Origin of the sequence: Gracilimonas amylolytica, from assembly GCF_002911695.1 — a bacterium.
GTDB lineage: Bacteria > Bacteroidota > Rhodothermia > Balneolales > Balneolaceae > Gracilimonas > Gracilimonas amylolytica.
The window spans coordinates 1-12802 of sequence record NZ_PQBS01000016.1; the positions used below are offsets into that span (position 1 = coordinate 1).

10 protein-coding genes and 1 tRNA gene are annotated in these 12802 nt (G+C 42.0%); 6 read left to right on the forward strand and 5 right to left on the reverse strand.

Features of this window, described 5'->3' with window-relative positions; all coding sequences use genetic code 11:
- Positions 1-40: 40 nt before the first annotated feature.
- Complete coding sequence (locus C3B73_RS04715; RefSeq protein ID WP_103664478.1) at positions 41-1270, forward strand: IS256 family transposase; 1230 nt, start codon at positions 41-43, stop codon at positions 1268-1270.
- 1355 nt (positions 1271-2625) lie between these two features.
- Here C3B73_RS04715 and C3B73_RS04720 read toward each other — a convergent pair.
- The 4 genes from C3B73_RS04720 to C3B73_RS04735 all read right to left on the reverse strand — a co-directional run bounded on the left by C3B73_RS04720 (position 2626) and on the right by C3B73_RS04735 (position 7294).
- Complete coding sequence (locus C3B73_RS04720; RefSeq protein ID WP_157939430.1) at positions 2626-4956, reverse strand: hypothetical protein; 2331 nt, start codon at positions 4954-4956, stop codon at positions 2626-2628.
- An 80-nt stretch (positions 4957-5036) separates the two neighbouring features.
- The gene (locus C3B73_RS04725; protein WP_103664480.1) at positions 5037-5525 is read right to left on the reverse strand and encodes a hypothetical protein; all 489 of its coding nucleotides are present in this window, start codon (positions 5523-5525) and stop codon (positions 5037-5039) included.
- A gap of 3 nt (positions 5526-5528) precedes the next feature.
- Positions 5529-5780, reverse strand: coding sequence for a hypothetical protein (locus C3B73_RS04730; RefSeq protein ID WP_103664481.1), 252 nt, complete (start codon positions 5778-5780; stop codon positions 5529-5531).
- Positions 5781-5905: 125 nt separating this feature from the next.
- The gene (locus C3B73_RS04735) at positions 5906-7294 is read right to left on the reverse strand and encodes a hypothetical protein (RefSeq protein WP_103664482.1); all 1389 of its coding nucleotides are present in this window, start codon (positions 7292-7294) and stop codon (positions 5906-5908) included.
- A gap of 273 nt (positions 7295-7567) precedes the next feature.
- Here C3B73_RS04735 and C3B73_RS04740 point away from each other — a divergent pair.
- The 4 genes from C3B73_RS04740 to C3B73_RS04755 all read left to right on the forward strand — a co-directional run bounded on the left by C3B73_RS04740 (position 7568) and on the right by C3B73_RS04755 (position 10777).
- Positions 7568-7655, forward strand: a tRNA-Leu gene (locus C3B73_RS04740).
- 184 nt (positions 7656-7839) lie between these two features.
- Positions 7840-8226, forward strand: coding sequence for a response regulator (locus tag C3B73_RS04745; protein WP_232803005.1), 387 nt, complete (start codon positions 7840-7842; stop codon positions 8224-8226).
- Positions 8227-8373: 147 nt separating this feature from the next.
- Positions 8374-10062, forward strand: a complete 1689-nt coding sequence (locus C3B73_RS04750) for an ATP-binding protein (RefSeq protein ID WP_103664483.1) — start codon at positions 8374-8376, stop codon at positions 10060-10062.
- Between the two features lie 25 nt (positions 10063-10087).
- Positions 10088-10777: a response regulator transcription factor gene (locus C3B73_RS04755; RefSeq protein ID WP_232803006.1), complete on the forward strand. Its 690-nt coding sequence runs from the start codon at positions 10088-10090 to the stop codon at positions 10775-10777.
- 27 nt (positions 10778-10804) lie between these two features.
- On the opposite strand, the gene C3B73_RS04760 is transcribed toward C3B73_RS04755, so the two are convergent.
- Positions 10805-11368, reverse strand: coding sequence for an NADPH-dependent FMN reductase (locus C3B73_RS04760; RefSeq protein ID WP_103664485.1), 564 nt, complete (start codon positions 11366-11368; stop codon positions 10805-10807).
- Between the two features lie 736 nt (positions 11369-12104).
- Here C3B73_RS04760 and C3B73_RS04770 point away from each other — a divergent pair.
- The gene (locus C3B73_RS04770) at positions 12105-12632 is read left to right on the forward strand and encodes a macro domain-containing protein (protein ID WP_103664486.1); all 528 of its coding nucleotides are present in this window, start codon (positions 12105-12107) and stop codon (positions 12630-12632) included.
- The last annotated feature ends 170 nt before the right edge of the window (positions 12633-12802 follow it).

The window sequence follows — 12802 nt, forward strand, 5'->3', positions numbered from 1 at the left end:
GAGACTGTTCAATTAAGTGTGTCATAACTAACTTAGACACATGGAACCTACAAAAAACAACAAACACCTGGATGCTTTGGTAAAACAGTTATCGGAGCAATTAACCCAGGGAAAGCCCTTAACGGGTCAGAACGGGGTATTCACGCCCCTGCTCAAACGCGTGATAGAAGCGAGTCTGGAAGGTGAGATGGATGCTCATCTGGAACAGGAGAAGGGCACGAGCTCCAATCGCCGTAATGGCCGTGGAAGCAAGAATGTGCAAAGCTCGTTGGGAGGATTTGAGATTTTTACTCCCCGTGACCGCGATGGCAGTTTTTCCCCACAAACACTCCCCAAGCGTCAGCGGCGGCTTACCAGTGATGTGGATACCAAGATTCTCTCGCTCTACAGCCGGGGCATGAGTTACCGGGATATTCAGGCTCATCTGAGCGATATGTACGGCGTAGAGGTAAGTACAGGCACGCTCAGTGCGATCACCGACCGGATTCTGCCGGAGATCCTGGACTGGCAGTCCCGGCCCTTGGATTCGGTCTATCCGGTCATGTGGCTGGATGCGATGCATTTTAAAGTACGCGAGCACGGAAAAGTCATATCCAAAGCCGTGTACTCAGTACTGGCAGTAAACACCGAAGGGGTCAAGCAGGTGCTGGGGATTTACTTTGGAGATATTGAATCGGCTAGTTTCTGGCGCAGCGTACTCCACGAATTACAAACCCGGGGTGTGGAAGACATCTTTGTGGCCTGCATCGACAACTTGTCTGGCTTCGCCGAAGCTATTGAGGACCTGTTCCCGCACACCGATGTGCAGTTATGCCTGGTGCATCAAATGCGTAACAGTCTCAAGTATGTCAACTACAAAGACTATAAGGCGGTAAGCCGGGATTTGAGGAAAGTGTATACAGCCCTGAATGAATCAGCGGCAAAGCAGTATCTGGAGCAGGCCGAACAAACCTGGGGAGCAAAATACAAGGTCATCTTTCGCAGCTGGCATAATAACTGGGATCGGCTGACTAATTTTTATAAGTATCCACCGGCACTACGCAGGGTTATTTATACCAATAACCCAATTGAAAGTTATCACCGAATGGTTCGTAAAGTAACCAAGACCAAAGGAGCATTCAGCTGCGAGAATGCTATTGTTAAACAAATCTACCTGGCCACGATAAACGCCCAAACCAAATGGAGTGGAGCTATGTTTGGATGGTCCTCGGTTCGTCGGGATTTAGTAGATTACTTTGAAGATAGATTTTTAACCCCTGACACACTTTAATGAACACTCCCTAGTAATGCAATCTTATCAAGGCAATTAAGCTTCCCCCAATAGAAATGGTAGATAATGAGGACATTATAGCCACAATTGCCACATATTGTCAGACAAATTGCTTTATACCTGCCTTCATTCCCGTGCCCGTTTTACTAACAAACCCATCATCTAAAGCAAGGTGCCCCCTGCTCTTTTAACCTGCAATAGATCAAAAGTTATGCAAATGGACAGATAACACCCCATTGTATTTTTGTATTTATGTACAATTATATAATTGTAGGTTCCGGTCTGTATTTTTGTAGGTGATGGTTTGTTGAATTGTTGTTTTGTTGATTTCAACAAATCTTGATGCGGTATTTGGTATTACAATCTTAAGGTTTTGACTTCTAATGCCTGTCTATCTTGGGTTTTGTTACCCTCCCTGCATCAGTCACCACTATCTAAAAGTCAGACATTCTGGCTATTGCGTAGGGTCATTGTTGCAATAGACGACTGACAATCTGAATATGAGAGGCCGTTAGCTATACAAAACTACTGTTTATCTGTATCTGAATTGTTGACGGTTGAACGCTACCCAGACGAGGTGAAGCAACCAGAGCCGTGCAAGTCTCTACCCTTATATAATTATATAATTATTGAATTATATAGTGTTGTGATCTTAATTTGTGGATAGCAACACATGGCGGCTCCGAAAATGGTATAACGAACTATAGAATCTAACTATTAATACCTCCAACCTTAGGTTCTGTTATCCTCAGGGTATCAATTACTACCCTCTAAAAAGTCAGACATTCTGGCTACTATGTGGGCTCATTGTTACCAATAGAAGGCTGGTAAGCTGCAAAGAGAACCAATTTGGTTATGCAAACTGCTACTAATCTGGAATCGAATGGCCTGCTGTTGAACGCTATTCTGATGACTTGACACACTCAGAGTCGTGCAAATCTCTACCCATATATAATTATATATTTATTGAATTATTGAATTATATCATTATTGATAAGTACTGCGTGGGTAATGAAAATAGTGGTGAGCTGTAAATCCTTCTCTTAGTTGTCATGTAATACGCTAAGGGTATCAATCGCTCCCCTCAAAAAATGATATACTTTTTTGCTGCTAAGCTGCTTAATGGTGATGAATAGTAGTAAAAAGCAGTTAGCAGGGCTTAGAAAGGCATGTTTGTCTTAGCAGATATTAAAAAAGAGTGCTTAAATGCTCTAAGATTTTGAGCAGGTTTAAGCACTCTTTAGCAGTGTTAAGCAGTTGTTTTGTTAGACGAAATATGGGTTTAGGGGTTGATAAAGGCACATTCAGCCCATTTTATAGCACTTTAGCACTACCAAGGGCTGAATGTGTTATCATTATCCGCCTAACCGGGCCGGACGCTGCAGCTCATACTCCTTAGCCTTCTCTATGAGCTCCTCAAGTACCTCCTTTTCTTTTAATTGTCTGACATTAAGGACCAGGCTGCGCCTGTTGCTCTCCTTACCAGGCTCATCTATGTCCTTGGTAAGTAAGATCTGTTCACTCCGGGCCAAAAAGTACGAGCTCTGCTCTAACCGGTCAGTTATACTTGGCAGGGTCGTCTGTTTGGTTACCTCTGCGTTGAGGTCTCTGAGGACCGGCCACAGGCCAGGCAAGTTAAGGTATAACACTTCCCCTTTGTAGATCGAGCCGCCCGTCTCAAACTCCTTGAACGCCTTATACCGAAAATGGCGATGATCCAGCACCTTAAATCTTCGGTTGTACTCCGAGCCGGAGTCGATCTTTTGCGTGGCGTAGTACTCCAGCGCCTGAAAAAACTCATGGAGCGGGTTGTGTTCCTTCTGGTGGACGATCTCTTTGCGGATGGCTTCGTGAATTTCGCTTTTAAGAGCTTCAAATTCATCCTGCCAATGGCCAAGGTCGCCTAAAATGTACGGAACACACTGTATTCCGGCCATTACGTACGCCCAGTTATTAACCGTCCGGCCCTGAAAGCCTTTATCAGCTAACGCTTTCTTGTTGCCCTCCAGAAAATCCATGTAGTGCCCCTTCATTTCGTCATACGAACTCAGGATTAAGTAGGTGAACTCGGAGAAGCGGTGTGTATGCTGGGCTACCTCCGGGACTTTCTCCAGGTCACCGCCCGTCAGGAACTTCTTATAGTTTAGTATGATAAGCCGGCTGAGTACGGCTGGATCAAACGGCTTGTCGTTCCCTGTCATCACTACACTGGCTTTCATGCGGGTGTCAATGGTTTGATTGTCCGTACTTTTCTTCGCCATCGACGTTCCAATGCGGTGATACCAGTTCAGGATCGGGCTGGTTAGATCCGGAACCTGATTATTGGTTTCGTGATTACGGTAATCATCGAGGAAAAAGGGAAAGCAGGTTGGCAGTGTCATGTTTCGTATGAGCCCTTTGATGGTGTTTTGTTTGGAGACCGACTGCCGATTTCCACTCTGGTAGCCAAACAGGGACATAAACCAGTCCATACTTGAGCTTTTTCCGGTTCCACGTTCGCCAAACTTAAACAGAAGTGGAAATCCACCTTCTTTCTCTACGATATGGCGACTAAATAGGCAGGCTACCGCATAGCCTAAGGTCACACGAACATTGAGGCGACCATTAAAAGACTCCCAAAGGTTAAACTTTTCGGCTAAAAAGCGAGCGGATTCCTCCATATCCTCCGGCACCGAAAGCCGGGGCGGGCGTATTAAGTCGCTCCCTGTCGGGCAAGACAGCATGTGATGGCCCTTCTCGATGCGGTTTTGTTCGTCGGCGGGATAGTACAGCCCTCGGTTAACGTCAAACAAACCATTCTCAAACAAGAACTGTCCGGGTTTATACTCGCCCCAACTGGTGAGTTTTTTAACCGTCTGGTACTCCTGCTCGTTGATAAGAAAGGAGTGGAACTGGTCAAAGCGCTCGCTATTGCCAATAAACTTGACGAACCCTTTGGACACCAGAAAAGAGGAAAAGTGAGCCATGGTCGTCAGCTCTTCAAAGCTGGCCACTGTGATGACGTCTTTATCTTTTCGGTTGGTTAGACGAAGTTTGTACCGAACCTCTTTGTCCTCCACCTGCTGGCCGGGTCGTTCTAACAGGATTTCGATAGCCTCTTCCACGATCACCTCACAGTCCACGATCTTTTCGAGCAGATCGAGGTAGTCGTCTCGTTGCTCCGGGACATCATGCTTTTTCATGTAAGGGTGAAAGTAGCAGGCTCCATCCATATTGGTGATATGAGGAGAAATATAGGAGCGGTTCGATTCCGGAAGACCAGATTCTTTTGCTTTGGTTAAACCTTCTTCCAGTTTTTCGCTGGATTTGAGTCGCACTCCGACCTCTTTAATGTTACGCTTTCGGGGTGGTTTCTTGGTGTTTTTGCCTTTGCGAAACGCTTTAGGCGCCCACCCAGATTCCCGGGCTACGGCATACAGGTGTTTACTTAGATAGTCGTCCAAGTTTTGCTTCTGGTAAGGTGGTAAAATAGCCTCCTCCCAGTCATTATCGAAGGTAGATGGAAGTGCTATCTTGGCTTTCGCAAACCATTCCACCGCTAAGTCTTTCCCGTCTTCTTCACCATAGACCGCTCGAAGCGATTTGTATAGCGTTTGGTGGCCGAACTCGAGTGGAAGATAGTAAATGGCTTCTTTTAGGTCAGTTTTGTGACTATAATTTGTATTTTCTGGGTATACTTTTTCCATGATCATTAATAATGATTTTTGAATGATGGCAGCCAGAGTAAGGTCTTGCTGCCGTTTTAATTTTGATTGGGTTTAGTGGATTAGCCGAATAGCCCTTTAAGTTGGGTCCAGGGATAGCAATAGGAGCCTTCAAGCTTGGCGAACTTTAATAATCCAGCTTTACGGTAAAGTTGCAGTCTAGCAGATTGCACTCCGAAAATTAGCTTAGCATGATTTTCAGAGATCAACACTAATGCTGGATAATTTGGATCTGTGAGTTCTGCTTTGAAATAGGATACTACCTTCTCGTATAACGAAGGTAAAAGCTCATTTAAATCCTCATCAATTATTTGTTTGATCTCTTCAAGAAGAATATCTGATTGAGATAGCATCTTAAGTTTACAAACAGGTAAACCATAGCTAAATGGATTGAGGCAAAGCCGTAGCCTTTTCTTTATGGGTTGATTCATAAACAACATAGGATGATTAGCCCATAATTTTCCCTCTGAAGAGGAATCAAAGTTTGTCTCCAAATACTTACGAAGAGTACCCGAAGGCATGCTTTGTAACTTTTTAAGTAAATCGTCCATGTCTTACCCCTCCATCTTGTTTATTCTGCGTTCTTCTGTCAACACAGGTCTTTTTGCACGACGGATTCGAAGCACTCTTACCGCATCTTTTAAGTTATCATGCGTCCAAACCCTACGGCCCGCAATTTTTTCCGGGGCTTGAATGGCGTTTGATCTTATAAGGTTATCCAAGTCGTAGTAGGATACCTCTTGTTTTAACTGTTGGGAGAGAAATTCTACAGCCTCTCCAGAAGTGAGATAATGTTTTATATCCATTATTTCGAGATTTAAGAGTTAGTATTAACAAATTGGATAGCTCGTCCGGCCATCTCAATTTGAAGATCTCGAAACAGGTGTCTAAAACTGTGGAGCTAAGAACATTGTTAGATCCACACATTTAATTATATAAAGAAACGGCTCTCTTGGTGTATTGGACAGATCTTTTCAGTAATACGTAAACCTTCAAATAATTTTTGTCTTAAATACTCTTTTAAGATTAGCACTAATTTTTGATGAACTTCTCTACTGGTGTAATTGTAATTTACGGCATATTTCTCAGGGTACTTTTGAATAGCTGAGGTAAGTATGTGATTGTCCCTAAGCTGAAACACTTCGTTAAGCGGTTTATTGATATTGTAATCTGAAAGCACCTCTATGAGGCTATCCAATGTTAAATCATCTTTCTGCACCCTATGATCATTGTAGACATTGTTTGTAACTATGGTAAATCGAAGACTATTGAGCTCTTCTTCAATTACCTCATTTAGTAGGGCATGTGCTCCCTCTAACTCAAAGTTGCAAAGCATTAGTAGTGCCTGGAACCTAACAGGCCAATCACTAACGTCCTGATCATTACTCGATAGCAATTGAAGTATTTCATACCGGTAATAGATTACTTTTCTCAAAGTTATTAATTCAGGGTCTTCTACCAGTTCTTTTCTTGAATACTTAAAAAATTGTTCGATACTGAGTCCCATTTGCTCATCAAAAGAAAGGATGGCAAAATCTCTGTAATAAGGTATGATACTATTCTGAACATCGTGGCGATCAAGCACTTCATTATAAACTCTGGTCAATTTCAGAAGCTCACTTTTTAACTCAAAATGAGCTTCATTTTCCTTAGTAACTCTACTTTTATCGTTTAGGAATTCCTTGAGCTGTTTTATGGACTCTTCAAATATCGGAAACTCCACAAAATGTACTCCAGCAACTCGACTAATTATATCATTCTCACTTACGAATCCAGAAATTAGTGTATCAATATGTCTTTGAAGTAAATGCTTAAGTTTTGGCCTGACCGTAAACTCTCGTTTTTTATTTCGCTCTGTTAACCATAGTGATGAAATCTCAGATAGATTTTGATTAGGATACTTTTTGTAGCCTTTCCTTCTGTAGTATTTATACGATACCTCTCTTATGGGAACCATTACAGGGTCACTCACCTCATCTTGACTATCTTGTTTTTGAACCACAATATCATTGAGTATATCTCCTAAACCACTTAAGCGCTCTTTGTTGTAATGCTTGTCATCCATACTCAACTTCCGTGACACCAAATCCCTGGCGTACCCATCTTTAACTCCTAAGGCATCTGAAACTAAGTTTTCAAGTGTTGATTCATTTTTTGAGGCATTACTTTTATATACAATGGTTTCACCGTTTAATGGGCTTACCGTTTTTATTTCCGCATTTGCATCTTTTAGGTAGCGTAAAAACTTAGCGAACCTAAATTTGTGGATATTAACTTTTCTAAGTTTTTCCGAAATATCTGCACTGCCTTTACGACTCATAAAATGTATTGGATTAAAAATTCGGCGAAGGGTAAGAATTACCGCAAATTATATCCAATTTACTTTGTAGAAGTAGTTCGTAATCCCTTATATTTGTGGCTCTCTGAAAAGAGATGTTCACAAACATAATGACAGAGCGTAATATCTGAGCTTTTGTTACCATTTTGTTACCAAACGGGGCAAAATTGGGGGCAAAAGTAGTACGAGCGAGGACGTATTTATACTCGAAAATACACCGCTTAAGTAACGTAAAAACAGGTAATTACAAAATTAGCCGCTGTGGTGGAATTGGTAGACACGTTGGACTTAAAATCCAATGGGTATTAAAATGCCCGTATCGGTTCGAGTCCGATCAGCGGTACTTAGCCTGCTAAATTAAATGGTTTAGCAGGCTATTTTTTTGCTTCATATTTTCTTTAGCTTACCCTTTACTGTATAAGCTTTAAATTTTCAAGGATTTTTATTCCTTCAAAATTTCCTTTAATATCTTTTCATGTTATTATTAGGGATTACAATGTTTACAGCTTTTGAATTAATCGAATAAGATGGATAACAAACAGAATAAAACAGTGATGATCGTGGAAGACGATCTAATTCTGAATCTTCTGTATGAGAGCTATTTGGAAAAACTGGGTTACGATGCTGAAGGGGAACTCGTTTATGGTAAAACCGCCATTGAAGTTGCCCAAAAGATCAAACCTGACCTTATTTTAATGGATATCTCGCTTGAAGGTGAAATAGACGGTATTACCGCTATGGAAGAGATCCGTAAATTCTCGGATGTGCCGGTTATTTATATTACCGGAAACTCAGACCCTCACCACGTGCAGAGAGCCAAGGAAACCAATTATCTTGATTACCTGGTAAAACCAATTGAATTCAACGACCTGAAGGAGTCAATCGAGAGAAATATCGACAAAATAGAAAAATAGCCTGACATACCTCTTAAGGTTTGAATGTGAACCCTTCTCTTGATCAGAAGGGTTTTTTTATGCTGTAGCTTTTACCAAATTTGAGTTCATTCATTGCACTAACTCGGTATATTTACCTCAGGTTATCTGATTCAAATGACAAGACACATGAAAATTTTAGGAAACAGGGCATTTCGATGGGCACTTTTAATGATCGGCTTATTTGCCATCATAGCCCTCACTACCATGAATGTACTTTCCCTTTATGATCTCAGATCCCGAATGGTTGAAGGAGAGGAAGAACGCAGAGTCGATCAGCTTGATGAGATCAATGACACCATACGCAATCAGATCATTGATCCGCTCAGGGGCATTTCTTCCATAGAACTTGAGACCATCGAAAATTCAATACAGCATTCCGGTCAGTTACCTGATAACATCAACGAAGTATTGATGCGATCTGCCGCCAGCCCATTTTTTAAAGATATTTACTTCACTCCGGATGGCACAGATCCCTGCACCGAAGGCTCACAGGTTTACCGCTACGATCCTGTCAACAATCAGATCGTACCGACTGATCAGTACCCTAAACTGGTATGTGACGGAGTGGGTATTGCCCGCACTAAAACCAAGATCCAACTGAATGATTTCAACTATCGCTGGAATAACAATTTTGAATTCGATACTCACAGAAGCCTGAACCTGGGATTGATCAATCTGAATGAGAACAGTTTGATCGGGATCCTCACCCTGATCCTGAATGAACAGTATATCATCGAAGAGGTCTTTCCTCCCTACCTCAAAAATTATTTCGGCAACAGTGAAGAATCGGGCGTTGCCGTTTGGATTAGAGACTGGACAAATGATGAGATACTGGCAACCAATGACCCCTCTGTTGAGTTTAATTTCGATATCGTCGATCATCGGATGCGTTTTTCAGGATCCGGATTTTTTGATAACTGGACGCTAAACCTGGCATTTCTTGAGTCGCCCGTCTCTGCCGCTTATAATGCCACATTGGTGAAGAACCTCTTTGTATTGGGTTTTGCCATGCTGTTTCTTACAGGTTCACTTATTTTCATGTTCGTCACGGCTCAAAGGGAAAGAAGATTGGCACAAACTCAGGCAAATTTTCTGGCAAATGTGACGCATGAACTTAAAACTCCCCTGGCCGTCATGCAGGCTGCCGGCGAAAATATCTCGGATGGCAGGGTTACCGAACCAAAACGCTTGAAGCAGTACGGAGATCACATTTACAATGAATCTATCCGATTAAAAGGCATGATCGAAAAGCTATTGGATGTTGCCCGGGTCGACTCAGGGCAAAATCTCGCCAAAGCTGCCCCCTACAGTTTACATGATCTGATGACATCCTATCTGGAGGAAAACAGAGCTTATGTTGAAAAGAAAGGGTTTGAGGTTAAATTCACCTCCGATCACGAAAATACCCTTTGCCTGGTAGATAAAGACCATATTGAAACCATCATTAGCAACCTCACTGAAAATGCGATCAAATACAGCCGGGATGAAAAAATCATAGAGTATCAAGTCTCCTCTGATAATAAACATGTTTATATGAGTATTACTGATCATGGAATCGGTATCCCAAAGAAGGAGCAGAAAAATATATTCAAAAAGTTTTATCGGGTTGAGAACTCAGATACAACCAGCTCTAAAATAAAGGGCCATGGATTAGGGCTAAGTATTGTGAAGAATATGGTTGATCTTAACAAGGGAAGCATTGAAGTAAAAAGTAATCCCGGTGAGGGGACAACATTTATTGTCAGATTTCCTAAATTAAGTCAGGATAGTGGTCAGTCTCATACTTCCTTAGATCATAATGATAATTTAAAATAGCACACTGAATATGTCGGATAAGCGCATGAAAATTCTTGTAGTAGAAGACGAGCCCAGTCTTATTTTCACCCTTCGTGACACTCTTGAAAGCGAGGGTTATGATGTTGTAGTCAGTGAAGAAGGTACCCAGGCCATCGAAATGGTGAAGGAACACAAGCCGGATCTGATGCTGCTAGATATCATGCTCCCCGGCAAAAGCGGTTACGATATCATGGAAGAACTGCGTAAGGAGAAATACACTTTTCCCGTCATTATGCTTACCGCAAAAGATCAGGAACCTGACAAGGTGAAGGGGCTCAGCCTTGGAGCCGATGATTACCTGACCAAGCCTTTTGGTGTAAAAGAACTACTGGCGCGCATCGAAGCCCGACTCCGACGTGCGGGCACCTACTCAACTTCCGGCGAGGTTGATATCTTAAATCTTGGTGATGTAAAGATCGACCTTATGGAAGGCATGGTCTATCGCCCAGACGGTGAGGAAGTGGAACTGACCTCAAGAGAAGTAGAGTTGATCCGATACCTTCTCAAAAGTTCGAACGAGCCGGTATCACGGGATGAACTTCTTGAAAAGGTGTGGCGGTACGAATTCAGTACCAACACCCGTACGGTTGATGTACATATATCAAAATTGAGAGCAAAGATCGAGGTTCACCCCGACGACCCACGTTATCTGATCACCCTGCATGGTGTCGGATATATGCTCCGAAACAACTAATGGGTTTGCACTGCATCAGAGCTAGATTCAAACCAACTGATCCATTTCTTTCTCAGTAGATGCTTCCACAAACTTAACGAAATTACGCACCTGTGATTCCAGCAATCCTTGCGTAAATTCATCTTTTATTCCGGACATTTCATCGAATTCCTTATTCACTCTGGCAATGAATACCCGTTCCGGAAACTGTAGGGCGTTTCGGTAGTTGGCGATCATCTGAAACTGCTCAACAGAACGTAAAGCTCCGAATGCACCATCCGCTTCCCCGATAAAAGCCATAGGCATCTTTTCAAACGCTTTGGGAAATGGCAGATAATCAATAAACATCTTCAGAATACCCGGAAAGCTTCCGTTATACTCCGGAATGACAAAGATCAACCCATCGGCATTGATGATGGGATCTCTGAATGCCTTTACTTCGGGAATCTCCTTGCCATATTTACCACCGGCCACCTCAGCCAGGGGAAAATCTTCCAGGCTTATGACCTCAACATCAGCCCCCTCTTGTTCATACAAGGTCTTTACATAGTTTGATACCTTCAGGGCATTTGAATTTGGTCGGTCAGTGCTGCTAATTACTTTTAAATCCATCTAATATTTAATTCTGTTTTGTTATTTGGTCAAAAATACCAATTCTTACGCAGAATCATTCCAGACAGGTTCTTTTTCTATTTTTTATTTATGAAAGCGCTTTTATGATAAACACATAAATTAATACGTATTTTTGCATAATTAATTTAATTATTAATGTGCTTTGCCTATATTTTGAATGAGATTTAATTACCTGGAAGAATTAAAGTTCTCTAAACCGATTTATTCCAATCGATGCCATTCAGAAAGTTGGTTAGGCTGCTTTTATCTGATGGTATCGATAACTCCAAAACAACAGGCGAAGACTTGATCCTCTTCGCCTGTTTTATTTTCTGGATTCCGGGCTCTTGCCGAACATCATAAATGATTCACATTTCAATTTTTGTGAATTCTTTAAATTTTAATGCCTTCTTTTTTGTTATATATCCGAACAGATCAACAGGTAATTTCAATTTGACCATATGCTTATGATGTCATTCATTTTTAGTCAAAGCTACACTTTCCTGCTTACTATACTTCTTCAGATCCCCCGAAATGTACCTAACCCTTCCAATAATGAACCTCTAACCCTCAGTACGCCATTTGATTATTTTCTGGTGATTGGGATGCCAATACTAATACTGATCGGATACTATTTTTGGAGAAAAAGGAACAAGAGGGAATCTGCTGAATAGTCTGTGATCATATCAATGCGGGTATTAACCGTTACCTTAGATCAAATGCACCTGTAAATTGTATGAAAACGATTCAGAACATAAATATCGAATGCGTACAAGGTGATATCTCAAATCAGGAAGATATTTCCGCTATTGTGAATGCAACAAACGCCCAGCTTCGCACCGGTGGCGGAGTGGCAGGAGCTATCCATCGTGCGGCCGGACCCGGTCTTGCAGAAGAATGTCGGCCCTTGGCACCTATCAGACCGGGAAATGCCGTTATTTCCGGTGCACATAATTTACCCAATGACTATGTGATCCACTGTTTAGGTCCGGTTTACGGTCAGGATAAACCGGAAGATAAACTACTGGCAAACTGCTATTGCAATGCACTGATACTGGCAGAAGAGAATTCGGTCCGTTCCATCGCTTTTCCGGCCATTTCAACCGGAGTATTTGGGTACCCGATGCAAAAGGCTGCTAAAATTGCTTTTTCGACCATCAAAGATCTACTTCCTGAATTGAAAACTGTGAAAGAGATCAGGTTTGTATTGTATAGCGAAGAGGATCTGAGATTACATGAGAAAGTGATGGAAGAAGTACTTTAGCTCATTCTATTCGTTCCGACGCAACATGAATGGAATGAGGATGACCCATTTCAAACAATCTGGCTCAAGCGTCCGCTTGGACCATTTTAAATTAAAGCCACTATTCAAAAATCTAACCCCATACAATCGGACACTTGCACTAGCAGCATTTTTAGAATTAATTTTGTCAC